The following is a 23,866-nucleotide window of genomic DNA, read 5'->3' as shown; positions in this document are numbered from 1 at the left end:
GCCCCTACGCTGCGGCTTTGGTTTGGCGCGCGGGGTGAACCCCGAACGCCATGCATGCGTCGATCACCGCCGCGAGCGCCGGGAGTAGGGCGGGTTTGTCAGCCGGCTGCCCAGTCCAGGACCAGCTGTGGGGCGAAGCCCACGACCAGTGCGAAGACTGTTGCCGCTGCCAGGACCCCGGCCACCGGCCAGGGGACCGTGCGGGACGGGCGGTTCAGGGGGTCCGGGGCGTAGAGGAGTGCGGCCACGCGGACGTAGTAGGCCAGGCCGATCACTGCGTTGAGGGCGACGATCACTGCCAGCCAACCCGACGAGCCGGTCAGCAGGGATCGGACTACCGCGACCTTCGCGAACAGGCCCGCCAGGCCCGGTGGGAGGCCGGCCAGGCCGATCAGGGCCAGCGCCAACGCCGCTCCGACGAAACGGTTCCGGCGGGCCGCGCCCCGGTAGGAGTCGAGGCGGCCGCCGTCTGCGGTGGGCTCGCGCAGGGCTACCACGGCCGCGAACGCGCCGAGTTCGAGCACCACGAAGAAGATCGTGTAGGCCACGGCTGCCGTTACGGCCGTGTCGAAGGCCTCGCCCGTGCGGCCGGAAGCGAGCGCCAGCGCGCCCAGCGGTGCCAGGATGTAGCCCGCTTGGGCCACCGATGACCAGGCCAGCAGGCGGGTCATCCGGATCTGCCTGAGGGCGACCAGGTTGCCGACCGTCATGGTCAGCACCGCGAGCGCGGCCAGCACCGGACCCGTGACCGCGGGCGGCAACGCGACCGTGACCACCGCTAGGAGAGCCACCACGCCGCCCAGCTTCGATGCCGTCGACAGGTAGGCGGCGACCGGCAGCGGCGCGCCGTCGTACGTCGGTGGCGCCCAGGCGTGGAACGGCACCGCCGCGACCTTGAACGCCAGGCCGAGCACGAGCAGCGCGATGCCTGCCGAGGTGAGCGGGAGGTCGAGGGCGCGGACCGGGTCGCCGCCGGCCAGGGACACGTCGCCGGTCAGCGCCGGCGCCAGGGCGGACAGGTGCAGCCGACCGGTGACCGCGTAGAGCAGCGCCGCGCCGAGCAGCGAGACCGCCGTCGCCACGACGCTGACCACGAAGAAGGTGACCGCTGCGGCCGCACTCTCCATCGTCTGGCGGCGCATGCCTACCAACACGTACAAGGGAAGGGTCAAGGTCTCGAGGGCGACGATCAGGGTGATCAGGTCGCCTGCCGAGCCCAGCACGACGCCGCCGGTCATCGAGCAGGCGAGCAGGAAGCAGTACTCCCCCGCCGGTGCCACGCCGGCTCGCAGCAGCGGCGCCGACAGCAGCAGGACGCCCGCGGTCAGGAAACCGAACATGGCGGCGACCAGGGCGGACCGGCCGTCGGCCAGGTAGGAGCAACCCTCCGGCAGGCAGAACGTCGAGCGGGAGTTGCCAAGACCCACGACGATCGCGACCACCGCGGTCGCCACCGCCCCGCAGAAGGCGACCACCAACGTGACAGGGCGCCGGGCCACGAACAGGTCGGCCAACAGCACCAGCACCGCGGTGGCGGCGGCCAGATAGCCCGGCAGCAGTGCGACATGGTCGACGGCCTGCGTCACGGGGTCACCGCCTCGACCAGCGACTGCACCGGTGCCGCGGAGAGGCCGAGCACCACCGCCGGCACCAGGCCGACCAGCAGGGCCAGCACCACCAGCGGTGACCAGGCGACGAGCTCCATGCCGCTGACCCGCAGGGCCGGCAGTGGCGGAGCGGCGACCGCGGGCGAGGCCGCGCCGTGGGTGACCTTGCGCAGCATGCGCAGGAAGTACGCGGCGGTCAGCGCGCCGCCGATCGCGGCCAGGACGCCCAGCGTCACCCAGCCCGCGCCGCCGCGCTCGAATGCGGCCACGACCGCGAACGCCTCGCCCCAGAAACCGGCCAGGCCGGGGAGCCCGAGCGACGCGATCGCCGCGAACGCCAGCAGCCCGGACAGCCACGGCGAACGCTCGCGCAGCCCGCCGAGCACCGCGAGATCGCCGGTGTGGAACCGGTCCTTGACCGCGCCGGCCAGGAAGAACAGCAGGCCGGTGATGATGCCGTGCGCGACGTTGCCGATCAGTGCGGCCTGGATGCCGGTCGCCGTCAGCGTCGCGACGCCGAGCAGCACGAAGCCCATGTGGCCGACGCTGGAGTAGGCGATCAGGCGTTTGAGCTCGGTCTGCGCGAGACAGACCAGGCAGCCGACCAGGATCGCGGCGACCGCGAGCGCACCCAGCAGCGGCGAGGCCCACCGCGCGCCCTCGGGTGCCACGCCGACCGCCACCCGGATCAGGCCGTAGGTGCCCATCTTCAGCAGCACGCCGGCCAGCAGGACGCTGCCCACCGTCGGCGCCTGGGTGTGCGCGTCGGGCAGCCAGGTGTGCAGCGGCCAGAGCGGACTCTTGACCGCGAACGCGATCGCCAGCAGCGCGAACGCGGCCAACTGGGTGTTCCGCGTCAGGGAGACCGAGCCCGAGGTGAGCGTGACCAGGTCGGCGGTGCCGGCCGCGGCGACCACCGTGAACACGCCGACCAGCAGCAGCACCGAGCCGAACAGGGTGTAGAGGGCGAACTTGCGGGCCGCGTGCCGGCGCCGTTCGCCACCCCAGCCGGCGATCACCGCGTACATCGGCAGCAGCACGACCTCGAAGAACACGAAGAACAGCACGAGATCGAGGGCGAGGAAGGTGCCGAGCATCCCGACCTCGACCACCAGCAGCAGCGCGACCAGCGTCGAGCCACGGCCGCCGGTGGGCACATGCCACAGCGTGTAGAGGCAGCAGAGCAGCGTCAACAGCGTGGTCAACACGACCAGGGGGTACGAGACGCCGTCGACACCGAAGTGCAGCCGCAGGTCGAGCGCCGGCACCCAGGGCGTGTCGACCGAGGTCCACGGCACGATGGGCGGCGCGCCCTGTGCGGCGGGGGTGTAGGCGAACCAACTGGCTGGTTGGGAGTACGCGCCGAGTAACAGGCTCGCGACGAACGCCAGCGCGGCCAACACGGTGCCGAAGAGTCGGCCGGCACGGTCGGGAAAGAAAGCGGCGGCCGCGCCCACGGCAGGCAGGGCGAGCACCGCTATCAGCAACGCCTCGCTCATGTCGCACTCCCGTAGAGCGCCGCGGCGAACGCGAACAGCAGCACGCCGGCCAGCAGGGCGGTCGCGGCCCGGGGCAGCCCGGCCCGGTGCCAGGCGGCGAGCACGTCACCCGCGTCGGCGGTGCCCTGGCCGGTGCCCTCGACCGCGCCGTCGACCACGCGCTGGTCGGCGGTCGAGACCCGCCGGGCCAGCACCACCACCGGGCGGACCACGAGCCGGTCCTGCACGGTGTCGAGCCAGAACGCGTTGTCGAACGTGGACCGCAGTGGGCCGAGGAACCGGGCCGGGTCGCGCGCCGCGTCCCGGCGCCACAGCGCCCAGACCAGCACGAACCCGAGCACCAGGGCGGCCAGCGGGGCGGCCGTCTCGGCGCCGAGGTGCGACAGCTCCACCTCCGGCAGGTCGACCACGAACGGGGTCAGCCGGGCGCCGAAGCCGTCGGCGAACGCCAGCAGCCCGAGCAGCGCGCTGGGCACGGCCAGCACCACGACCGGCACCGTCATGGGCCAGGACGGCTCGTGGGCCGACGACGCGCCGGGCGAGCGCGGGGTGCCGAAGAACGTGCGCAGCCACAGGCGGCCCGCGTACCAGGCGGTGATCAGCACGCCGGCGAGGCCGACGCCGTAGACGAGACCCGGCAGCCAACCGGCCTCCGCCGAGGAGGCGGCGTGCAGCACCGCGTCCTTGCTCCAGAAGCCGGCCAGCGGCGGCAGCCCGATCAGCGCGCCGAGCCCGATGGTCATGGACCAGAACGTGGCCGGCATCCGTCGGCGCAGCCCGCCCATCGCGGACATCGAGTTGCTGCCCACCTCGTGGATGATCGAGCCGGCCCCGAGGAACAGCAGCGCCTTGAAGGCGGCGTGGGTGAGCAGGTGGAACAGCGCGACCGCCGGCGCACCGACGGCCAGCGCGGCCGCCATGTAGCCGATCTGCGAGACGGTCGACCAGGCCAGCACCCGTTTGATGTCGTCCTGCGCGGTCGCGGCGAGCGCGCCGATCAGCACGGTGATCACGGCCATGACGCCGAGCACGACCAGCGAGGGGTCGCCGAGCACGAACACCGGGTAGAGCCGGGTCACCACGTAGATGCCGGCGGCGACCATCGTGGCCGCGTGGATCAGGGCGGAGATCGGCGTCGGGCCGGCCATCGCGTCCGGCAACCAGGTGTGCAGCGGGAACTGCGCGCTCTTCCCGGCGACCCCGGCGAGCAGCAGCAGCGCCGCGGCGGTCACGGTGGCGGCCGGCAGGCCGGGCAGCGATGCCAGCACCTGAGTGATCCAGAAGCTGCCGGCGTTGACGCCCAGCAGCACGATGCCGAGCAGGAAGCCGATGTCACCCACCCGGGTGACGAGGAACGCCTTGACCGCCGCCGCGGGTGCCTCGGGCAGCCGCCGGTCATGGCCGATCAGGAGGTACGAGCAGATGCCCATGATCTCCCAGCCGACCAGCAGCAGTATCAGGTCGCCGGCGACCACGACCAGCAGCATCGCGGCGGTGAACAGGCTGACCTGCGCGGCGTACGGCGGATAGCGGTCGTCGTCGTGCAGGTAAGCGGTCGAGTAGACCTGGACGGCCAGCGCGACCACGCCGACCGCGACGGCCACCAGCGCCGCCGCCGAGTCGATCCGCACGCCCGCGGTGACCGACAGGTTGCCGATCTGGACCCACTCGACGACCGTCTCGAACGGCTCGTCGACCCGGACCGCGAGCAGGATCGCGACCACCAGCGCGCCGGTGGCGCCCGCGATGCCGAGCAGAGCCGCCGCGGTCCGGGACCGCAGCGGCAGGACAAAACCGGAAAGAGCCGCCACCAGGGGTACGACGGGAAGCAGCGGCCCCAGCACGTCAACGCTCATTCGCGCACCAGTCGAGGTTCGTCGAGCTCGCTGGCCGGCGCGGCGTCCAGTCGCACGGTGTCGACCGCGACGCTGGACCGCAGCCGGTAGAGCTGGAGGACGATGGCCAGGCCCACACCGACCTCGGCCGCGGCGAGCACGATCACGAACAGCGCGAAGACCTGCCCGCCGTGCGGCAGCGTGCCGCGCACCGTGGTGTCGGCGGTGACCAGGATCAGGTTGACGGCGTTGAGCATGAGCTCGACGGCCATCAACACCAGGACCGCGTTGCGCCTGCGCAGCACCCCGTAGACGCCGGCGCCGAAGAGCAGCGCGGCGACGACGTACGGGATGACCGGTCTCAAGGTCTGCTCCCGATGTCCGGCCGGGACACGATGATCGCTCCGACCAGCGCGGCCAGCAGCAGCACGGAGAGCACCTCGAACGGCAGCACCCAGGAGCGGAACAGCTCGGTGCCGATGGCCTCCGCGTTGCCCGGGCTCGGCAGGTCGACCTTGGTGAAGCGGAACGCGTCCGCGAACAGCACCGCGAGGCCGAGCCCGGCGCCGCCACCGATCAGCACGGCCGGCAGGCCAGGTCGGTTGAGGTCAGGCGAGCGGCCGATCGGCGCCCTGGTCAGCATCACCGCGAACAGCAGCAGCACGACGACCGCACCGACGTAGATCAGCACCTGGACCCAGGCGACCAGCTCGGCGGTGAGCACGAGGTAGAGGCCGGCGATGGCGCCGAGACAGACGACCAGGTAGAGGCCGGCCCGGACGAGCTGGTCGGTGGTCACCACGAGGACGCCGGAACCCACCGCCACCGCCCCGAGGGCCAGCAGCAGCACGTCGGCGCCCGTCACCTCGGCGCTCGCGGCGGCCGGGCCGGGCGGCCGGAGTCGGGCTCGCCGCCGGCGGCGCGCTTGGCCGCGGTCGACTCCTCCTTGGCCGGCTCGCCGTTGGGGTCGTGCGCGGGCGGCGGCGGCACGGTGTCCATCCACTCGCCCAACTGGTCCTTGTCGTGCAGGAGGTTCTTGATGTCGTATTCCGCGTACTCGAACTCGGGCGACCAGTAGAGCGCGTCGAACGGGCACACCTCGATGCAGATGCCGCAGTACATGCACAGCGAGAAGTCGATGTCGAACTTGTCGAGCACGTTGCGCTGGCGCGGCCGGGCCGCGCCGGGCACCACGACCTCTTCCTTGTGCGAGTCGATGTAGATGCACCAGTCGGGGCACTCGCGCGCGCACAACATGCACACCGTGCAGTTCTCGGCCAGCAGCGCGATCACTCCACGCGAGCGCGGCGGCAGGTCAGGGGCCACATCCGGGTACTGATGGGTGTGCGAACGACGCGTCATCGTCTTCAACGTGACGGCCAGGCCCTTCGCCAACCCTGCTCCGGGTACACCCATGACCCTTATCCTGCCGTGATTGGTTGTCTTGATTCAATCCGTGCGCCCAATGCGAACAGGACGCCCCTCGCGGGACGCCCTGTTTGCCGGGGAGGGATGGAAGCCGACGAGCCTAGGCGGGGCCGCCGCCAGCCAGGCCCCACTGTTGCTGGACCGGGGCCGGGTGGTAGTAGTCGTCACGGTTGACGAACTCGACCGGCAGGCCGCCCGGCAGGGCGACGCCACGCTGCGGGTCGGTCAACTCGTCGAGCAGCAGGGCCGAGCCGGCCCGCAGTTGCAGCGCGTCGCGGTCGCGCGGCGAGAGCTCGACGATGTCGGGGTTGGTCAGGCGGAACCGGGCGATCGAACGGCGCACCGTCAGCGCGAGCTCCCGACCGTCACTCGCCACGCCGCCGGCGAGCATCAGCGCCGGACGGCGGTTGGAGCGCATCGAGTCGCAGACGATCAGCACACCCTGCGGACCGGGCGCGGGCAGCAGGTGCAGCCGCCACGGCCACTGCCAGAGGATCTGGCCGGTGGCCACCCGGGTGCCGCCGCCCAGTGCGGGGCGGCGCCTCGGCCGGGGGCGGGCGAAGGACGGCGTCGAGCGGTGCCGGGGCGCACCGACCCGGGCGAGGTCCCAGTCGTCGCAGACGTACGCGAGCCGGCGATCGGTGATCGTCACGTCGGCGTATCGGGGCAGCGTCCAGCGCCGCTCGGCTTGGCCGTTGCCGACGCTGCCGCCGGTCGGGCCGACGAGGTAGCCCGTGACGTTGACCTGCCCGCGCCAGAGCACCTCTTCACCCGGCTCGAGCACGACGGCGCGCTGGCGGTCGAGCATCGGGCTGGTGTCGTCGGCGGTCGGGTCGTCGAACCGGTATGGCTGGATGAAGAAGGGTGTGGCACTCATGGGGAGGGGCCTCCAGGGTGAGGAACCTGTCACCATGTTGGCCCTGCCGCCACGCAGTGTCATGACAGTCAACCGGGGGTCGTTCGATCGGCGGGTTAGGGCAATGGCCGATCGGTTGACGCGTATGACCGGTACGTCACAATCTCCTCGGGGCGGATCAACCCGTCCTCGATGGCCCGCGCGAGCAGCGCCGATTTCGTCGCCGCCGGGCGCCCGGCCCGGGCGTACTTGATCCGCGCCCGGTCGACGTATTGCTTCACGGTGTGCTCGCTGATCTGCATCCGCTTGGCCACCGACGCCTTCGACATCGACTGGAACCAGAGCAGCAGCGCCTCGCGCTCCTTGTCGGACAGTGCCGGCCGGGAGCTGCGCCGGTCACCGACCATCGCACCGGCCAGCGACGGTGGCACGTACGGGCGGTCGGCCGCGGCCGCCAACACCGTCTCGACACAGTGGTCGCGCCCCTCGTGCTTGGCCAGGAAGGCCACCGCGCCGGCGTCGAGGACGGCCAGGATCGTCGACGGCTCGTGGTGTTCGGAGTAGACCACCACGCGCTGCCCGGCCGCGCTCAGCTCGCTCACCTTGTCGATCGCCATCCGGCCGTGCAGCCGCAGGTCGAGCAGGATCACGTCGGTCGGTCCGGCGGCCAGCACGGCGTCGACGTTGTCGCCGGTCGCGACCACCTCGAGGCGCGGGTCGGCGGCCAGCCACGAGCGGACGCCCTCGAGCACCACGGGATGGTCGTCGACGATCGCGACCGTGGTGCGCGCGCCTCCCGACCCGTAGATCATGCCGCTCGCCACCGTGTCTGCGTCCATACCAGTTCCTCGTCCCGCTCGTACCAGTAGTCCACTACGCCGTCCATCGGCCAGGAATGCGACTCCTTGGCCGGCCCCGCCGTCGCCGGGGTGGTCAGGCTGACCACCACCTCGTCGGGCTGTGCCACCACCGTCACCCGGGCCCAATCCCGCGCGGTCGCCAACGTCGCCGCGAGCGGCTCGGCCAGCCGGCGCCGGATCGCGACGTCGAGCTCGGGCAGCTCGCCGACGGCGATGAGGTCGACCGGCACACCCTGCCGCTCGGCCACGTCGACGCAGGCGCGCAGCTCGTGCAGCAGCGGGTCGGGCACGTCGTCGGACTCGGCGATCAGCCGGCGGAGCTGGGCGGCGGCGAGCGCGCAGGCCCGTTGGACGTCGAGGTCGGCAGGATCGGCGCGGCCGGTGGCGAGGTCGTGCAGCAGCGCGCCGGCGGCCTCGGAGACGATGCCGAGGCGGTCCTGGCGCTCCTGCTGGGCGTGTGCCGCGCCGAGCCGCTCCGACTCCAGTGCCGCCCGGGCCGCCTCGCTCGCCGCCGTCGACAGAGCCGTCTCGCGCAGCACGCCCATGGCCGCCACCAGGGCGATCGGCAGCACGCCGGTGCCGTAGATGTACATGACGAAGCGGCTGAGGTCGGCCGCACCGCTCGCCTCGGTGCTCGCCGCGACCACGCCGACCAGGCCGAAGACGGCGTTGGCCACGAGTACGGCGACCAGCGCGCCGACGCCCCGGTCGTAGAGCAGCAGGAGCGCGAACCACCCGATCGTGCCCCACGCCCAGTTGAGGGTGTTGAAGATCTGGTCGTCCGGGGTGATCGCGATGACCAGCACGTCGACGATCAGCAGCACGCCCAGCAGCGGGAAGACCGGCACCGCGAAGCCGTAGAACAGGCGGGCGGTGGCCAGCACGCCGACCACGACGAACAGCACCCAGCCGGCCGCGGCGGCCCAGGGCACCCGGTATTCGCCCCAGCCGCCGGCGATCCCGGGCACGTTGACCGCGAAGTGCCAGCCGAAGGCGATGGCGACGGCCGCGATCCGGCCGCCACGGTCGGTGGTGGCCGCCACCGCGGCACCGGCGACCCGCAGGCGCTCAGCCGACATCGACCCACTCCAACTGGATGCGGGTGCCGTTGCCCGGTGCGGTGTCGATCCGGGCGGTGGCACCGACGGCGGCCATCCGAGCCATGATCGACTCACGGATGCCGTAGCGATAAGGCGGAATGGCCGCCATGTCGAAGCCCGGGCCGACGTCGATCACCTCGACCACGACGGCGCCCCGGGTGCGGTGCAGGCGCAGCCAGGCGACCGCGTTCTCGGCATGGCGGACCACATTGGACAGGGCGGCGTCGGCGCTCTCGGCGAGCGCGTCGGCCACCGCCGACGGCACGAGGCAGGGCTCCAGCGCCGCGGTCAGTGGATAGCCCTCGAAGCGCTCGACCACGACCCGGAGCCGCTCGTCGAGGGACACCTTGGCGGTCGGGTCGAGGGCGGGCCGGCGCGCCGGGTCGAAGAGCGTGCGCAGGTCGGACGAGGCGCGGGCGCGCAACATCGCCGACTGGCCGGCGACGCCGCCGAGGCCGACCATGGTCAACGTGGACAGCACGGTGTCGTGCAGGTCGCGGTTCTGCTTGCGCTCGGCCTCGCGCGCCGCCCGGGCGATCACCGTTTCGCGATGGGCGCGCTGGTAGGCGGAGAAGACGCTGTCGGCCGCGCGGGCGCTGCGCCGGGTCACGTAGACCAGCCCCGCGGCGAGGAAGGTCTGTGCGACCAGCACCGCCGAGTGGCTGATCGCCTCGTCCACGTCATGGGCCAGGATCGCGCCGACGCAGTACGCGGCCGCGATCGTCAGCCCGAGGAGCATGCCGTGCACGACCCGCAGCGCGAACTGCGCGGTGACGATCGAGGTGCTGGCCAGCACCGCGACCCAGCTCACGCCGCCGGGCATGACGGCGGGCGCGACGAGCACCTCCATCGCCAGGCAGGCGGTGATGGTCAGGGCGGCGTCGACCAGCACGACCCGGGCCCGGATGCCGTTGTCGATGGTCTGCCGATAGAAGACATAGGACCAGATGGTCAACACGACCACGGCCAGCGCCAACGGCACCGCCTGGACCGGTGGCTCGCGCACCGCGAGGGCGACCGCCGCGACGGCGATCCCACAGCTCAGCCGGATGGCGGCCGGGAACAGCGCGTAGACCCGGGCCAGGGCGACGCCGGCCGGGTTGGCGGTGGGCGGCGCGTCGGGTGCCGCGGGCACCGGCGCCATGGAGATCGGCTCCGGAGTTGACCACGGCCGGTCCGGCGGACCGGAAGGCGGTCGCCGGAGACTGGGAGTGGGCACCGACGCACCCAGACGCGTGTCGATGTCGGCATTCAACCACGCATTGCAAGCGTGCGGTCGCCCGCAGGGTTGGCTTTCGCTAAGCGGGGGGCAACATTTCGACACCTAGTTGCTGAAGGAGTTGGAACAGCTCGTTGACGCTCCAGATGTCGGAGATCAGCCCTTCGGGGTCGAAGCGCAGGAACGTGGCACCCGAATAGCTGACCAACGTGCCCGTTGGTGGCACCGGCCCGAATTGACCCGTCTGGGTGCCGGCGGCCCGCCAGTGCACGGCCGCCCGGTCGGCGCTGACGATCAGGTCGACGACCTTGTAGCGGAGGTCCGGAAAGGACGCTCGACGCTCGTGGTGCCAGGCGAGCACGCCGACCGGGCCGCTCGCGCCCAGGCCGGGGCAGTCGGGCGAGATCAGCTCGTACGCGGTGGCCTCGTTGGCGCCGTTCCACACGTCGGCGATCAACCGCCGGACGGCGGCCTCGCGGTCGCTCACAGGGCCACCCGCACGGCCGCGGTCAGCACGAGCTGGCCCAGTGACACCGGCACCAGGACCAGCCAGCACAGCCGCTGCAACTGGTCCTCGCGCAGCCGGGGGTAGGCGACCCGGAACCAGATCACGACGAACGCGACCGCGAAGATCTTGATCAGCGTCCACAGCCAGCCGAGCTGGTCGTCGAGCGGGCCTTTCCAGCCGCCGAGGAACAGCACGGTGGTCAGCGCCGCGATCACCACGATGCCCACGTACTCGGCGAGCAGGAAGAACGCGAAGCGCAGGCCGGTGTATTCGGTGAGGTAGCCGAACACGAGCTCGGAGTCGGCGATCGGCATGTCGAACGGCGGCCGGCGGATCTCGGCGAGGCCGGCCACGAAGAACACCACCAGCGCCGGGAGCTGCCAGATCAGCCACCACGGCCGCCACGCCTCGACGATGCCGGTCAGGCTCAGCGTGCCGGCCGCCATCGCGACGCTGGCCGCGGCGAGCACCATCGGCAGCTCGTAGCCGAGCAACTGCGCCGCGCCCCGCAGGCCACCGAGCAGGCTGTATTTGTTGGCCGAGGCCCAGGCCGACATGAGCACCGCGACCACGCCGACGCCGAGCACGGCGAGCACGAAGAACAGCCCGACGTCGAGGTTCTGCCCGACCAGGTCACCCGGGCCGAGCGGTATGACGAGCAGCACCAGCAGGTAGGGAACCAGGGCGACCATCGGCGCCAGCCGGAACACCGCCCGGTCCGCGGCGGCCGGCGTGACGTCTTCCTTCTGCACGAACTTGATGCCGTCGGCGATGAGCTGCGCCCAACCGTGGTAGGCGCCGGCGTACATCGGGCCGAGCCGGCCCTGCATGTGTGCCATCACCTTGTGCTCGGTCTGGCCGACGACCAGCGGGAGGACCAGGAACGCGGCGACGACGCCGACCACGCGGACGAGGACCTCCAGCCAGAGCGGCATCAGGCCGGTCCCCACTCGCCCGGCGCCGGCACGCCCGGCGGACGCATCGGCGCGCGCTTGGCGGTGCCGGCCTCGCTCTCCCCCGGCTCCTTGGCGCCCGGCCACGACTTGGCGACCCGGGCGGCGAGCACGAACTCCTTGCGCAGCGGATGACCCTCGAACTCCGGCGGCAGCAGCAGCGGCTTGAGGTCGGGGTGGCCGGCGAAGTCGATGCCGAACATCTCGTGGGTCTCGCGCTCGTGCCAGGCCGCGCCCGGGAAGATCGGCACGACCGTGTCGACCACCGGCTCGGGCCGCGGCACCCGCGTGCGCAGCAGCAAACCGTGGTGCTGACTGGTCGACCAGAGGTGCGCGACCACCGCGAAGCCGTCGTCGAGCTCGTCGACCGCGGACAGCCAGTCAAAGAAGTCGCAGGCCAGAGCGGTGTCGTCGCGGGCGACCCGGATCGCCTCGGCCCACCCGGCGGGCGGCACGTCGAACGTCGCCCGGGCGTGCGCGTTGCCGCCGGAGACGGAGGCCTCGCCGGCGATCAACTCGATCAGCCGCGCTCCGATCTCCTCCGGGGTCATGCGGAGATCCTAGGCTCTGCACATGGCGGAGACGAGGCTCCCGGTGATCGATGTCGGCCCACTGCGTACCGGCGACGACCCGGACGGGGTGGCTCGGGAGATCGAGTCCGCGTGCCGGGACACCGGGTTCTTCTACGTGACCGGGCACGGGATCCCGGCCGACCTGCTGGCGCGGTTGGACACGGCGGCCCGGGCGTTCTTCGCGCTGCCGGAGCCGCGGAAGCTGGCGATCGCGATGCGGCACGCCGGCCCGGCCTGGCGGGGCTACTTCCCCCTGGGCGGCGAGCTGACCGCCGGCCGGCCGGACCGCAAGGAAGGCATCTACTTCGGCGAGGAGCTTCCGGCGGGTGACCCGCGCACGGGGCTGCCGCTGCACGGGCGCAACCTGTTCCCGGCCGAGGTGCCTTCGCTGCGTGGCGCGGTACTCGACTACATCGCGGCGTTGACCGGGCTGGCCCAGGACGTGCTGCGCGGGGTCGCCCGCAGCCTGGACCTGCCCATCGACTACTTCGCGGCCGGCTACACCCGGGTGCCGACGGTGCTGTTCCGGATCTTCCACTACCCGCCGCAGCCGCCGGACACCGACGAGTGGGGCGTCGGCGAGCACACGGACTACGGCCTGCTCACGCTGCTGGCGCAGGACCCCAACGGCGGTCTGGCGGTACGTACGCCGGGTGGCTGGGTCGACGCTCCCCCGCTGCCGGGCACGTTCGTCTGCAACATCGGCGACATGCTCGAACGGCTGACCGGCGGGTGGTACCGGTCGACCCTGCACCGGGTGCGCAACGTGAGCGGCAACGAGCGGCTCTCGTACCCCTTCTTCTTCGACCCGGACTTCATGGCGGAGGTGCCGCCGCTGCCGGGCCGGGCGCGCACGACGGCGACCGGTGAGCCGCGCTGGGACGGCGCGGACCCGGTGGCGTTCACCGGCAGCTACGGGGACTACCTGACCGCCAAGGTGGCCAAGGTCTTCCCGGAGCTGAGGGGCTAGGGGTGTCTCGTGGATCAGGGTGGTGCTCCGGCGAGGTCCAGGCGGCGTCCGGGCGTGCGCGGAGAGTGGTCGGATACCGGTGTTGTATCTGGCCGCTCTTCGCGTGCGGTCGGGCGTCGTCTGGACCCGGCGGAGTGCCGCCCTGATCCACGAGACACCCCTTAATCCGTTTCGGGGCGTTCTTCTAGGCGGTGGTTGCGGTCGGGTAGCCGGCCGGCGCGACGCACGGCCGCTGCCTGCGCCGGGTCGCCGTAGCAGTTGGGGCAGCTCTCGTCGTCGCACGGGTCCTGGACCAGTCGACGGGATTGCGAGGCGTTGATTTGCCGCGATCGCGTCATGGCACTCAGTTTCACCCCAACACCGCCCCCGCGTCGGCCGAATTACGACAATAAGCACGGCTGCATCGACGGGATACTGTGTGGGTGCCGTCGACCCCGGGAGTGTTGTGCCCGACAAGCTCGACTTCGCGGAGTTCTACGCCGCGTGGTTCCGCACCCTGACGCATCAGCTGTTCGCCCACACGGGCGATCTGGCCGAGGCGCAGGACGTGGTGCAGGAGGCATTCTGCCGGGCATGGCCGCGCTGGTCCACATTGGATGACCCCGGCGCGTGGGTGCGCCGGGTCGCGTGGAACCTCGCGACCAGCCGCTGGCGGCGAGCCCGCCGGTTGCTGCACCTGACCCGCAACGTGCGCGAGGAGCACGCACCCGGGCCGGGCCCGGACGCGGTCGCGCTGCGGGCCGCGCTAGCCACCCTGCCCGAACGGCAGCGCCAGGCCGTGGTGTTGTTCTACCTGGCCGACGTGTCGATCGCCGAGATCGCCGAGCTCACCGGCGCGGCCGAGGGCACGGTCAAGTCCTGGTTGCACCGGGGCCGCGCGACGCTCGCGCTGCGGCTGACCGACGACGACGTCCACGCGAGTCCGGAGGTGCGCAGTGCGTGAGCCGCCGCCCGACCGCGTGCACCACGCGTTCGCCGAGCTGACCGAGTCGATCGACCCGTTGCTGCGCCCGCCGGGGGTCGAGTCGGTGCGGGAGACCGTCCGGCGCCGCCGGCAGCGCCGGGTCGGTGGCGTGGCGGCCGCCGCGATCGCCGTCGCCGGGGTGATCACGCTCGTCCGGCTGCCGCTGATGGAACAGCCGGCGGCCAACGTGGCCCAACCACCGACCGTGGGCGGCACCGCGGCGCACCCGAGCGTGCTCCTCCCGCCGTACGCACCGCCGACGTCCGCACCTACCGGGCCGGCGACGAGCCCACCGTCCACCACGGCGCCGGAGGACGACGCACCCGACGAGAGCATCCCGCCGACGCAGCCGGACGGGGCGGCGATCCCTCCGGCGAACTGCGTCTCGGAGGTGATCGCCGCCGCCACGGGCAGCCAACTGGTGATCTCGGCCGGGCCGGTCTGTCCCAACGCGGAGATCGTCGTGTCCTGGGTGACCTACGAGACGCAGCGCGACGGGTCGCAGACGCTGTTCGCCACCGAACGGCACACCTTGTCCGCGCGCGAGCCGCGGGTGACGACCACGCTGCGGGAGTCGTCGGTCTGCGTCGGCCCCTGGTACGTGCTGCGCTCCAACCCGTCGATTCCCCTGATCATCGCGGCCGGTGAGGTCGCGCCGTTCCCCGGCGACTCGGTGCTGGCCAGCGAGGACGGCGAGATCTGCCTGCGCTGACCCGGTTTCTGAGCGCGCGGCGGGCCTGGGCCGCAAGATGGTCCTATGCGGGCACTGACCGTCTCACCCGGCACCAAGGACTCGCTGCGGCTGGCCGAGGACTTCCCCGAGCCCGCCGAGAGCGAGGGCGGGCTGCTGGTGGAGGCGGTCGCGGTCGGCGTGTGCGGCACCGACCGGGAGATCATCGCCGGCGACTATGGCGAGGCCCCGCCCGGCGGCGACCGGCTGGTGATCGGGCACGAGTCGCTCGGCCGCGTGGTCCAGGACCCGACCGGCCGGCTGAAGTTCGGCGACCTGGTCGCCGGCATCGTCCGGCACCCCGACCCCGTGCCGTGTGCCAACTGCGCGGAGGGCCAGTGGGACATGTGTCGCAACGGCCAGTACACCGAGCACGGGATCAAGGCCCTGGACGGCTTCGCCCGGGACCGCTGGCGGATCGAGCCCGGGCACGCGGTCAAGCTGGACCGGTCGCTCGGCCTGCTCGGCGTGCTGCTCGAACCGACCAGCGTGGTCGCCAAGGCCTGGGAGCTGATCGACCGGTTCATCGAGCGGGACCCCTGGCAGCCGGAGAACGTGCTGATCACCGGGGCCGGGCCGATCGGCCTGCTGGCCGCCCTGCTGGGCAAGCAGCGCGACCTCGACGTGCACGTGCTCGACCTGGCCACCGACGGCCCCAAGCCGCAGCTCACCCATGACCTGGGTGCCACGTACCACAGCAAGCCCGTGCACGAGCTAGGTTTCGCGCCCGACCTGGTGCTGGAGTGCACGGGCGCCCCGCCGGTGGTGTTCGGCGTGATGGACGCGGTCGGCCCGTGCGGCGTGGTCTGCCTGACCGGCGTGTCCACCGGCGGCCACCAGATCCCGGTCGACGCGGGCGCGCTCAACCGGGCGCTGGTGCTGGAGAACAACGTGGTCTTCGGCTCGGTCAACGCCAACGCCCGGCACTGGAAGGCGGGCGCCGAGGCGCTGGCCGCCGCCAACCGGAAGTGGCTCAACCGGTTGATCACCCGCCGGGTGCCGGTCGAGAACTACCGCGAGGCGTACGGGCCGCCGCAGGCCGACGACATCAAGGTCGTCGTGGAGTTCCTAACCGCGTAGCTGGCCGTCGCCGGTGACCACGTATTTGGTCGAGGTCAGCTCGGGCAGGCCCATCGGGCCACGGGCGTGCAGCTTCTGCGTCGAGATGCCGATCTCGGCGCCGAACCCGAACTCGCCGCCGTCGGTGAACCGGGTCGACGCGTTGACCATCACCGCGGCCGCGTCGACCGCGGCGACGAACTCGCGCGACGCGGCCAGCGACTCGGTCACGATGGCCTCGGTGTGCTGCGTGCCGTAGCGCCGGATGTGGTCGACCGCGGCTGCCAGGGACGGGACCACGGCGGCCGAGATGTCGGCCGACAGGTATTCGGTGGCGAAGTCGTCGTCGGTGGCCGGGACCACGTCGGCCGAGTGCGCGGCCACCTCGGGCGAGCCGTGCACGGTCACGCCGGCCTCGGCGAAGGCGGCCAGCACGCGGGGCAGGAACGCGTCGGCGACGTCGGCGTGCACCAACAGCGACTCGGCGGTGTTGCAGGTCGACAGCCGCTGGGTCTTGGAGTTGAGGACGATCGCCACCGCCTTTTCGAGGTCGGCCGCCGCGTCGACGTAGACGTGGCAGTTGCCGACGCCGGTCTCGATCACCGGCACCGTGGACTCTTCGACCACGGCCCGGATCAACGACGCCCCGCCGCGCGGGATCAGCACGTCGACCAGGCCTCGGGCGCGCATCAGCTCCTTGACGGAGTCGCGGGTGGACGAGTCGAGCAACTGCACCGCGTCGGCCGGCAGCCCGGCCACCTCGAGCGCCTCGCGCAGGATCTCGACCAGCTTGGCGTTGGAGTTGGCGGCCGACGACGAGCCGCGGAGCAGCGCCGCGTTGCCGGACTTGAGGCAGATGCCGGCGGCGTCGACGGTGACGTTGGGCCGGCCTTCGTAGATCATGCCGACCACGCCGAACGGCACCCGGACCTGCCGCAGCTCCAGCCCGTTGGGCAGGGTCGAGCCGCGGACCACCTCGCCGACCGGGTCCGGCAGGCCGGCCATCTCGCGCAGCGCGGCGGCGATGGCGGTGACCCGGGCCGGGGTCAGCGCCAGCCGGTCGAGGATCGCGTCGGAGAGCCCGGCAGCGCGGCCGGCGGCCAGGTCGGCCGCATTGGCCTCGATGACCTCGGGCGAGCGGGCGACCAACGCGTCGGCCATGCCGAGCAGAGCGCGGTCCTTCTCCGCCCGCGGCGTCGCCGCGAGGGTGACCGCTGCCACCCGGGCCTGCTCCGCCTGCTCCCGCACGCTCATCCGGTCCTCCATCACAGTGACGAAATCACAACAGTACGAGGTCGTCGCGGTGGACGACCTCACGCTCGTAGCCGGGGCCGAGCTCGGCCGCCAGGTCGCCGGTCGAGCGGCCGAGCAGCGCCGGCAGCTCGACCGCGTCGTAGTTGACCAGGCCCCGGGCGACCGGCGCGCCCGACGTGTCGACCAGGTCGACCGGGTCGCCGGCGGTGAACACCCCGTCGACCGCGGTGATGCCGGCCGGCAGCAGCGACTTGCGCCTGGCCACCACCGCCTGCACGGCGCCCGGGTCCAGGTGCAGCCGGCCGCGTGGCGAGGTCGCGTGGGCCAGCCAGAACAACCGGGCCGTGGGCCGGTGGGACATCCGGTGGAACAGGGTGCCGACCGGCTCGCCGGCCAGCGCGTCGGCCGCGTTCGGCGCGGAGGTCAGCACCACCGGGATGCCGAAGCCGGTGGCGATCCGGGCCGCCTCCACCTTGGTCACCATGCCGCCGGTGCCGACGCCGGCCCGCCCGGCACCGCCGACCGCCACGCCGGCCAGGTCGGCCTCGGCGCGCACCTCGTCGACCCGGCTCGCGCCGGGCTTGCGCGGGTCACCGGTGTAGAGCGCGTCGACGTCGGAGAGCAGCACCAGCAGGTCGGCGTCGACCAGGGCGGCGACCAGCGCGGCGAGCCGGTCGTTGTCGCCGAACCGGATCTCGTCGGTGGCCACGGTGTCGTTCTCGTTGACGATCGGCACGGCGCCGAGGTCGAGCAGCTTGCGCAGCGTCCGGTACGCGTTGCGGTAGTGCGCCCGGCGGGTCACGTCGTCGGCGGTCAGCAACACCTGGCCGACGGTCAGGCCGTGCCGGGCGAACGCGGCCGCGTAACGCCCGATCAGCAGGCCCTGGCCGACGGACGCGGCGGCCTGTTGGGTGGCCAGGTCGCGCGGGCGACGGGGAATGCCCAGCGGGGCGAGGCCGGCGGCGATCGCGCCGGACGAGACCAGCACCACTTCGCGACCGGCCCGGGCCGCGGCGGCCAGCACGTCGGCGAGGGCGTCGACGCGGCCGGCGTCGAGCCCACCGTCGGCCGTGGTCAACGACGACGACCCGATCTTGACGACGATCCGGCGTGCCGTCGTTACTGCTTCGCGCACGGGTCCATTCTGCGCGGTCGGTCACTCAAGATCACTTTTAGATCCCATAGTGTGGCCGTCGTGGATCCGGAGGAGTACGTGGAGGAAGTGCTCGCCGTGGTCGAGCGCATCCCACCGGGGCGGGCGATGTCCTACGGCGCGATCGCGGACTACCTCTCCGACCGCTCGGGCCGAGCCTCCGCCCGGCTGGTCGGCGCGATCATGGCCCGGCACGGCGGCAGCGTCCCCTGGCACCGCGTCGTGGCCGCCAACGGCCGCGTCGTGCCCGGGCACGAAAAAGAGGCGCTGGCGCGCCTGGTCGGCGAAGCGACGCCGATGAGAAACGACCGCGTCGACTTGTCCCGCGCTGCCTGGTGGCCCGAGTGACGGGTGCTACAGGAGTTGGCCTGTGCCGCCTCGGCGGGGGTCGCCGCCGGCGCCCGCTACGCCTACCGCGCTGACGCCGCCGAAGAAGTGGTTGAGCTCCTCCCACTGCACGATCGTGTAGCCGGCCCGGGCCAGCTCGGCCAGCTCATCCTCCGGATAGCCGAGCTCCGCGTGCACCGCGTCGTCGACCACGTGGAACCTGGGCCGGGCCACCGCCGTCTCCGTGTCGAGGCCGTCGACCAGCACACCGAGCAGCGTGTCGACCAGCGCGGTGCGGATCCGCGAGGCACCGGCCGAACCCGCGGCCAACACCAGGTCGCCGTCGTCGCCGATCACCACCAGCGGGCACATCATCGACTGCATCCGCTGGCCGGGGGCCATGTCCTCGGTGATCAGCTCACCTTCGCCGAGCATCGAGTTGAGGTTGATGCCGAGGCCGGGCAGCCACACGCCGGCGCCGATGCCGAGCGTCGTGGTGATCACGCAGGCGTTGCCCTCCGCGTCGACGACCGAGACGTTGGTGGTGTCGCCCAGCCGGGGGCGGCCGTGCTCCCGCAACGCGTCGGCCACGGCCACCGCCCGCTTCGGGCGGGACAGGTCCTGGATCGGGTCGGGCAGGGCACGGATCGTGCGGATGGTGCCGTTGAGGTCGGTGCGCGCGAAGACGTGCTGCCCGGCCAGCCGGGCGTGCTCCACGGGCAGTTCGAGCACCTGGTACGCGGCCAGGTCGGCGGGACCGATCGCGCCACCGGCCGCCCGGACCGCGTCGACCAGCAGGTCGCCGTAGCGGCCGGTGTAGAAGATGTCCGGACCCTCGTCGGCCAGCCCGTCGAGGGCCTTGTCCAGACCGGGGTGGTGCAGCGTCTCGCCGCCGCGCAGCAATCGGCCGCCGGGCGCGTAGATGTCGCCGCCGTCGCTCGGGGTCAGCGCCGGCGCGACACTGACCAGCGTGCGGGCCTGCGCCTCGGGCAGCGCCACCCCGGCGCGGGCCAGCAGCACCGCCGGCTCGACGACCTCGTGCCACGGCAGGCGGCCCCAGCGGCGGTGCACCTCGCCGCAGCCGGCCGGCACGCCGGGGATGCCCACGCTCGGGCCGCCGATCGAGTACGGCATCGGCACCCCGCCGAAGGTCACCTCGATCGGCAGCATCGGCTGCGGTGCCACGTCGCCGTCCAGGCCCGGGATCGAGCAGAAGAAGTCGAGGCAGGTGACCGTGCGGTTGGCGGCGTCGTAGAACGTGGCGAAGCCACCGCCGCCTATCCCCGTCAGCACGCTCTCCGAGGCGGAGCAAGCCAGCACAGCGGCGACCGCCGCGTCGGCGGCCGAGCCGCCCGAGGCCAGCACCCGCAGGCCGACCTCGGTGGTTGCCGGATGCCCGGCTGCCACACCGGCTTTCACCGGCATCACCCCTTTTACGTCCGATAATCCCGCTCGGCCAGCAGGGTAAAGGTAAATCTCCCGTTCTCGCGTGCGGATCGCTAACATCCCGCCTCATGGACGCGCGGCGCAGCCTTTCGGCGATCACCCGATCGGGTACCCAGCTACCACGCCGGGTGCACGCCGGATACGCCCTGGGTTCGCTGGTCACCGGCGCGTTCGGCACCGTGCCGGGGCTGCTGCTGGCGCCCTACCTGACCGACACCCTCGGCGTGGCGGCCTGGCTGGCCGGCGTGCTGGTGTGGGCGCCGAAGGCCTGGGACGTGCTGGTCAACCCGGTCGCCGGGCGGATCTCCGACCGGACCCGCAGCCGCTGGGGCGCGCGCCGCCCGTACCTCCTGGTGGGCGGTCTGACCCTCGCCGTGCTGTTCGCGGCGATCTTCGCGGCCCCGTTCCAGTCCGGCCAAGGCGCTTACGTCGCCTTCGCGTTCCTGCTGGCCGCGACCGCGTACGCCTTCTTCCAGGTCCCCTACGTGGCCATGCCGGCCGAGCTCACGGACTCCTACAGCGAGCGGACCCGGCTGCTGACCTGGCGGGTGGCCGTCCTGGCGATCGCCATCCTGGTCTCCGGCGCGATCGCGCCGCTGGTGGTCAACGCGGGCGGCGACGGGATTCCCGGACACCGCTGGATGGGCGTGTTCGTCGCCGGCCTGATCGTCGTCGGCACGATCGCGGTCTTCGTCGGCACCTCGCGCGCACCGACCGGCACCGTCCGGGAGAGCGAGCCGACGCTGCGGGCACAGTTGGCGGTGGCGTCCCGCAACCGGCCCTTCCGGCTGCTGCTGATCTGCTTCGTCATCCAGGCGGTCGGCATCGCGATGATCCTGGCCGGTGTGCAGTACTTCGCCGACCACGTGCTGTTCTCCCCCGACACCGGGCCGACGGTGCTGTTCGCCTGCTTCGTCGGGCCGGCGCTGCTGGTCATGCCACTGTGGAGCCGGGTGGGCGCCCGGGTCGGCAAGGCCCGCGCGTTCGTCCTGGCGTCGCTGCTGTTCGCCGCCGGTGCGGTGCTGCTGGTGCTCGCACCGGTGCTGCCCGACGCGCTGATCTACCTGATCGTCGGGGTGCTCGGTGTCGCGTACGCCGGTCAACAGGTCTTCGGTCTGGCCATGCTGCCCGACTGCATCGCCTACGACACCGCCCGCACCGGCAAGCGGCAGGCCGGGGTGTTCACGGGTCTGTGGACCGCCGGTGAGACGTTCGGCCTGGCCCTCGGCCCCGGCATCTACCTGCTGGTGTTGCAGGCCTTCGGATACGTCTCGTCGTCGTCCGGTGCGTCCGCCGCGCAGGACGACACCGCGCGGCTGGGCGTGCTGCTCGGCTTCACCGTGCTGCCCGGGCTGATCGTGGGGCTGGCGGTGCTGTTGATGCGTGGTTACGACCTGACCGAGGCCAAGCTGAGCACGGCGGTCGGTGCGGCCGAAGCGGCGGCGATCAACTAGCGTCTCCGCCATGGTGGAGGCGTTGCCGCAACAAGGGGTGCCGGCCGAGCAGGTACTCGACGAACTGCGCGCGCTGCGCCGGGCCGACCAGCCCACGCACGGCGGCCGCCTGTTCGCCTACGTCTACGACCCGGGGGTTCCCGGGCTCGACGACCTGGCCAACGCGGCGTACGCCATCTCGGCCTCGGTCAACGGGCTGGACCCGACCGCCTTCCCGTCGCTGCTGGCGATGGAGAACGCGCTCGTCGGCGCGGCCGCCCGGCAGCTCGGTGGCGGACCGGGCACCACCGCCCCGGACGTCGTGGGCAGCGTGACCAGCGGTGGCACCGAGTCACTGATCCTGGCCGTCAAGGCGGCGCGGGACGCCCGGCCCGACGTCACCGCGCCGCGGATCGTGGTGCCGGTGAGCGGCCACGCCGCGTTCGCGAAGGCGACGCACTACCTCGGCATGGCGCTGGACGCGGTGCCCGTCTCACCTTCGACCCTGCAGCCGTCGGTCGCCGACATCGCGGCCGCGATCACCGACGACACCGTGCTGGTGGCCTGCTCGGCACCGTCGTACGCGCACGGCGTGATCGACCCGGTGGCGGAGATCGCCGCGGTGGCGGCGGCGGCCGGGGTGCGCTGCCACGTCGACGCGTGCTTCGGCGGCTGGACGCTGCCCTACCTGCGCCGGCTCGGCGCCGACCTGCCCGCCTTCGACTTCGCCGTGCCGGGTGTCACGTCGATCTCGGTGGACCTGCACAAGTACGCGTACGCGCCGAAGGGCACCTCGGTCCTGCTGCACCGCGACGCGTCGCTGCGGGCACCGCAGTACTTCGCCTTCGGCGACTGGCCCGGCTACACGATGATCAACCCGGGTGTCTCGTCGACCCGGTCGGGCGGCCCGATCGCGGCCGCGTACGCCACCCTGCGCCGGATCGGTGACGACGGCTACCTGAAGCTGGCCGAGGTAACCCGCGACGCGGTGCGCGGCCTGGCCGAGGCGGTCGAGTCGGTCGACGGCCTGCGGCTGATGGCGCCGCCCACCACCACCGTCGTCTGCTTCACCGGTCCGGACCTGTTCGTGCTGGCCGACGAGCTCACGGCGCGCGGCTTCCACACACAGCCGCAGATGCACTACGGCGACATCCCGGCCAGTATCCACCTGACCGTCACGGCGTCGGTGGCACCGCACGTGGCGGAGTTCGCCACCGCGCTGGCGGAGGCCGCCGCGGCGGCCAAGGCGCACGGCCCCGTCGACCTGCCGCCCGAGGTGCTGGCCCTCGTGACCGCGCTCGACCCGGCGGCGCTGACCGCCGAGGTGGTGGCGGGGCTGGCCGGTGCGCTCGGCCTCGGCGGCGACGGTGCACCGCTGCCCTCCCGGGTGGCCTCGGTCAACACCCTGCTCGACGCGGCACCCGTACCAGTGCGGGAGCGGTTGCTCGTGGAGTTCCTGGGCCTGCTGCAGCGGCCGACGTTCGACTAGCCTGGAGATCGTGGAACTGCCTGCCGTCCTAGGAGAGCCGATCCGGTTCGTGCTCAACTGGGGTCGGCGCTACTCGCTTTGGGTCTTCAACTTCGGCCTGGCCTGCTGCGCGATCGAGTTCATCGCCAGCAGCATGGGCCGGCACGACTTCATGCGGCTCGGCGTGATCCCGTTCGCGCACGGCCCTCGGCAGGCCGACCTGATGGTGGTCTCCGGCACGGTGACCGACAAGATGGCGCCGGCGATCAAGCGGCTGTACGACCAGATGCCCGAGCCCAAGTACGTCATCTCGTTCGGCGCCTGCTCCAACTGCGGCGGACCGTACTGGGACTCCTACTCGGTGACCAAGGGCGTCGACCAGATCATCCCGGTCGACGTGTACGTGCCCGGCTGCCCGCCCCGGCCCGAGGCGCTGATGCACGGCATCCTCCGCCTCCAGGACAAGATCGCCGGTGAGTCGGCCGGGCTTGGCGGCGTGCCCCGCCCCGACCCGCTGGCCGCCCGCACCGCGCTGACCGCGCCCCTGGTGCCCGCGCCCGACGGCACCAACCGGCCGGTGGCGCTGCCCGACAGCGTCAACTGGGCACACACCCCACCAGCCCCA

Annotated in this window: 23 protein-coding genes and 1 pseudogene; 8 read left to right on the top strand and 16 right to left on the bottom strand. The window is 72.4% G+C overall.

The window, feature by feature from the left end; translation table 11 throughout:
* Positions 1–98: 98 nt before the first annotated feature.
* The 13 genes from BLV39_RS04990 to BLV39_RS04930 all read right to left on the bottom strand — a co-directional run bounded on the left by BLV39_RS04990 (position 99) and on the right by BLV39_RS04930 (position 12,416).
* Positions 99–1,586, bottom strand: a complete 1,488-nt coding sequence (locus BLV39_RS04990) for an NADH-quinone oxidoreductase subunit N (RefSeq protein ID WP_090787831.1) — start codon at positions 1,584–1,586, stop codon at positions 99–101.
* On the bottom strand, positions 1,583–3,106 hold the full coding sequence (locus BLV39_RS04985; RefSeq protein ID WP_090787829.1) for a complex I subunit 4 family protein: 1,524 nt from the start codon (positions 3,104–3,106) through the stop codon (positions 1,583–1,585). Before BLV39_RS04985 ends, BLV39_RS04990 begins: the two co-directional genes overlap by 4 nt.
* Complete coding sequence (locus BLV39_RS04980) at positions 3,103–4,962, bottom strand: NADH-quinone oxidoreductase subunit 5 family protein (RefSeq protein WP_090787827.1); 1,860 nt, start codon at positions 4,960–4,962, stop codon at positions 3,103–3,105. Before BLV39_RS04980 ends, BLV39_RS04985 begins: the two co-directional genes overlap by 4 nt.
* Positions 4,959–5,306 carry an NADH-quinone oxidoreductase subunit NuoK gene (gene nuoK, locus BLV39_RS04975; RefSeq protein WP_090787824.1) on the bottom strand — a complete coding sequence of 116 codons (348 nt, stop codon included), beginning with the start codon at positions 5,304–5,306 and terminating at the stop codon, positions 4,959–4,961. Before nuoK ends, BLV39_RS04980 begins: the two co-directional genes overlap by 4 nt.
* Entirely contained in the window at positions 5,303–5,806 is a 504-nt protein-coding gene (locus BLV39_RS04970) for an NADH-quinone oxidoreductase subunit J family protein (RefSeq protein WP_090787821.1), read from the bottom strand. The genes nuoK and BLV39_RS04970 overlap by 4 nt, the downstream gene beginning before the upstream one ends.
* Entirely contained in the window at positions 5,803–6,357 is a 555-nt protein-coding gene (locus BLV39_RS04965) for a NuoI/complex I 23 kDa subunit family protein (protein ID WP_090787818.1), read from the bottom strand. Before BLV39_RS04965 ends, BLV39_RS04970 begins: the two co-directional genes overlap by 4 nt.
* A gap of 112 nt (positions 6,358–6,469) precedes the next feature.
* Entirely contained in the window at positions 6,470–7,246 is a 777-nt protein-coding gene (locus BLV39_RS04960; protein WP_239083718.1) for a hypothetical protein, read from the bottom strand.
* A gap of 95 nt (positions 7,247–7,341) precedes the next feature.
* Positions 7,342–8,064: a response regulator transcription factor gene (locus BLV39_RS04955; RefSeq protein ID WP_090787815.1), complete on the bottom strand. Its 723-nt coding sequence runs from the start codon at positions 8,062–8,064 to the stop codon at positions 7,342–7,344.
* Positions 8,034–9,164, bottom strand: coding sequence for a hypothetical protein (locus tag BLV39_RS04950; RefSeq protein WP_090787813.1), 1,131 nt, complete (start codon positions 9,162–9,164; stop codon positions 8,034–8,036). Before BLV39_RS04950 ends, BLV39_RS04955 begins: the two co-directional genes overlap by 31 nt.
* Positions 9,154–10,329, bottom strand: coding sequence for a sensor histidine kinase (locus BLV39_RS04945; RefSeq protein WP_090787810.1), 1,176 nt, complete (start codon positions 10,327–10,329; stop codon positions 9,154–9,156). Before BLV39_RS04945 ends, BLV39_RS04950 begins: the two co-directional genes overlap by 11 nt.
* Positions 10,330–10,483: 154 nt before the next feature.
* Positions 10,484–10,891 (bottom strand): ester cyclase, encoded by a 408-nt coding sequence (locus BLV39_RS04940; RefSeq protein ID WP_090787807.1) that lies wholly within the window; start codon positions 10,889–10,891, stop codon positions 10,484–10,486.
* The gene (locus BLV39_RS04935; protein WP_090791143.1) at positions 10,888–11,847 is read right to left on the bottom strand and encodes a complex I subunit 1/NuoH family protein; all 960 of its coding nucleotides are present in this window, start codon (positions 11,845–11,847) and stop codon (positions 10,888–10,890) included. Before BLV39_RS04935 ends, BLV39_RS04940 begins: the two co-directional genes overlap by 4 nt.
* Positions 11,847–12,416, bottom strand: a complete 570-nt coding sequence (locus tag BLV39_RS04930) for an NADH-quinone oxidoreductase subunit C (RefSeq protein WP_090787804.1) — start codon at positions 12,414–12,416, stop codon at positions 11,847–11,849. The genes BLV39_RS04935 and BLV39_RS04930 overlap by 1 nt, the downstream gene beginning before the upstream one ends.
* Positions 12,417–12,438: 22 nt before the next feature.
* On the opposite strand from BLV39_RS04930, the gene BLV39_RS04925 reads away from it, so the two are divergent.
* The 4 genes from BLV39_RS04925 (at position 12,439) to BLV39_RS04910 (ending at position 16,181) form a co-directional block, all read left to right on the top strand.
* On the top strand, positions 12,439–13,407 hold the full coding sequence (locus tag BLV39_RS04925; protein WP_090787801.1) for an isopenicillin N synthase family dioxygenase: 969 nt from the start codon (positions 12,439–12,441) through the stop codon (positions 13,405–13,407).
* 445 nt (positions 13,408–13,852) lie between these two features.
* Positions 13,853–14,350, top strand: a complete 498-nt coding sequence (locus BLV39_RS04920; RefSeq protein ID WP_176984775.1) for a SigE family RNA polymerase sigma factor — start codon at positions 13,853–13,855, stop codon at positions 14,348–14,350.
* Positions 14,343–15,083, top strand: coding sequence for a hypothetical protein (locus BLV39_RS04915; RefSeq protein ID WP_090787795.1), 741 nt, complete (start codon positions 14,343–14,345; stop codon positions 15,081–15,083). The genes BLV39_RS04920 and BLV39_RS04915 overlap by 8 nt, the downstream gene beginning before the upstream one ends.
* A 45-nt stretch (positions 15,084–15,128) precedes the next feature.
* Complete coding sequence (locus tag BLV39_RS04910; RefSeq protein WP_090787792.1) at positions 15,129–16,181, top strand: glucose 1-dehydrogenase; 1,053 nt, start codon at positions 15,129–15,131, stop codon at positions 16,179–16,181.
* On the opposite strand, the gene BLV39_RS04905 is transcribed toward BLV39_RS04910, so the two are convergent.
* Together BLV39_RS04905 and proB are read right to left on the bottom strand one after the other, a co-directional pair.
* Positions 16,170–17,414, bottom strand: coding sequence for a glutamate-5-semialdehyde dehydrogenase (locus BLV39_RS04905; protein ID WP_090791141.1), 1,245 nt, complete (start codon positions 17,412–17,414; stop codon positions 16,170–16,172). The genes BLV39_RS04910 and BLV39_RS04905 overlap by 12 nt on opposite strands.
* Before the next feature lie 25 nt (positions 17,415–17,439).
* The gene (gene proB / locus BLV39_RS04900) at positions 17,440–18,549 is read right to left on the bottom strand and encodes a glutamate 5-kinase (protein WP_090787789.1); all 1,110 of its coding nucleotides are present in this window, start codon (positions 18,547–18,549) and stop codon (positions 17,440–17,442) included.
* 60 nt (positions 18,550–18,609) lie between these two features.
* Here proB and BLV39_RS04895 point away from each other — a divergent pair, with 60 nt between their 5' ends.
* Positions 18,610–18,915, top strand: coding sequence for an MGMT family protein (locus BLV39_RS04895; RefSeq protein WP_090791139.1), 306 nt, complete (start codon positions 18,610–18,612; stop codon positions 18,913–18,915).
* A 6-nt stretch (positions 18,916–18,921) separates the two neighbouring features.
* On the opposite strand, the gene BLV39_RS04890 is transcribed toward BLV39_RS04895, so the two are convergent.
* Positions 18,922–20,319 (bottom strand): gamma-glutamyltransferase, encoded by a 1,398-nt coding sequence (locus BLV39_RS04890; protein WP_176984774.1) that lies wholly within the window; start codon positions 20,317–20,319, stop codon positions 18,922–18,924.
* A gap of 89 nt (positions 20,320–20,408) precedes the next feature.
* On the opposite strand from BLV39_RS04890, the gene BLV39_RS04885 reads away from it, so the two are divergent.
* The 3 genes and pseudogenes from BLV39_RS04885 to BLV39_RS04875 all read left to right on the top strand — a co-directional run.
* Positions 20,409–21,794: an MFS transporter gene (locus BLV39_RS04885; protein ID WP_090787783.1), complete on the top strand. Its 1,386-nt coding sequence runs from the start codon at positions 20,409–20,411 to the stop codon at positions 21,792–21,794.
* A gap of 10 nt (positions 21,795–21,804) precedes the next feature.
* Entirely contained in the window at positions 21,805–23,262 is a 1,458-nt protein-coding gene (locus BLV39_RS04880) for a pyridoxal phosphate-dependent decarboxylase family protein (RefSeq protein WP_090787780.1), read from the top strand.
* Between the two features lie 10 nt (positions 23,263–23,272).
* Positions 23,273–23,803 (top strand): annotated as a pseudogene (locus tag BLV39_RS04875) (NADH-quinone oxidoreductase subunit B); the annotation flags it as partial.
* Between the last annotated feature and the right edge of the window lie 63 nt (positions 23,804–23,866).

Origin of the sequence: Asanoa ishikariensis, from assembly GCF_900107455.1 — a bacterium.
Classification (GTDB): domain Bacteria; phylum Actinomycetota; class Actinomycetes; order Mycobacteriales; family Micromonosporaceae; genus Asanoa; species Asanoa ishikariensis.
Note: the sequence above shows the minus strand (reverse complement) of the source record. Positions and strands in the feature narration are given on the sequence as shown.

Coding starts and splice junctions, on each gene's coding strand:
- BLV39_RS04985 (WP_090787829.1), bottom strand. CDS start 3,106: ATGAGCGAGGCGTTGCTGATAGCGGTGCTCGCCCTGCCTGCCGTGGGC.
- BLV39_RS04980 (WP_090787827.1), bottom strand. CDS start 4,962: ATGAGCGTTGACGTGCTGGGGCCGCTGCTTCCCGTCGTACCCCTGGTG.
- BLV39_RS04965 (WP_090787818.1), bottom strand. CDS start 6,357: ATGGGTGTACCCGGAGCAGGGTTGGCGAAGGGCCTGGCCGTCACGTTG.
- BLV39_RS04960 (WP_239083718.1), bottom strand. CDS start 7,246: ATGAGTGCCACACCCTTCTTCATCCAGCCATACCGGTTCGACGACCCG.
- BLV39_RS04955 (WP_090787815.1), bottom strand. CDS start 8,064: ATGGACGCAGACACGGTGGCGAGCGGCATGATCTACGGGTCGGGAGGC.
- BLV39_RS04950 (WP_090787813.1), bottom strand. CDS start 9,164: ATGTCGGCTGAGCGCCTGCGGGTCGCCGGTGCCGCGGTGGCGGCCACC.
- BLV39_RS04945 (WP_090787810.1), bottom strand. CDS start 10,329: ATGGCGCCGGTGCCCGCGGCACCCGACGCGCCGCCCACCGCCAACCCG.
- BLV39_RS04935 (WP_090791143.1), bottom strand. CDS start 11,847: ATGCCGCTCTGGCTGGAGGTCCTCGTCCGCGTGGTCGGCGTCGTCGCC.
- BLV39_RS04930 (WP_090787804.1), bottom strand. CDS start 12,416: ATGACCCCGGAGGAGATCGGAGCGCGGCTGATCGAGTTGATCGCCGGC.
- BLV39_RS04925 (WP_090787801.1), top strand. CDS start 12,439: ATGGCGGAGACGAGGCTCCCGGTGATCGATGTCGGCCCACTGCGTACC.
- BLV39_RS04910 (WP_090787792.1), top strand. CDS start 15,129: ATGCGGGCACTGACCGTCTCACCCGGCACCAAGGACTCGCTGCGGCTG.
- BLV39_RS04905 (WP_090791141.1), bottom strand. CDS start 17,414: ATGAGCGTGCGGGAGCAGGCGGAGCAGGCCCGGGTGGCAGCGGTCACC.
- BLV39_RS04890 (WP_176984774.1), bottom strand. CDS start 20,319: ATGCCGGTGAAAGCCGGTGTGGCAGCCGGGCATCCGGCAACCACCGAG.
- BLV39_RS04885 (WP_090787783.1), top strand. CDS start 20,409: ATGGACGCGCGGCGCAGCCTTTCGGCGATCACCCGATCGGGTACCCAG.
- BLV39_RS04880 (WP_090787780.1), top strand. CDS start 21,805: ATGGTGGAGGCGTTGCCGCAACAAGGGGTGCCGGCCGAGCAGGTACTC.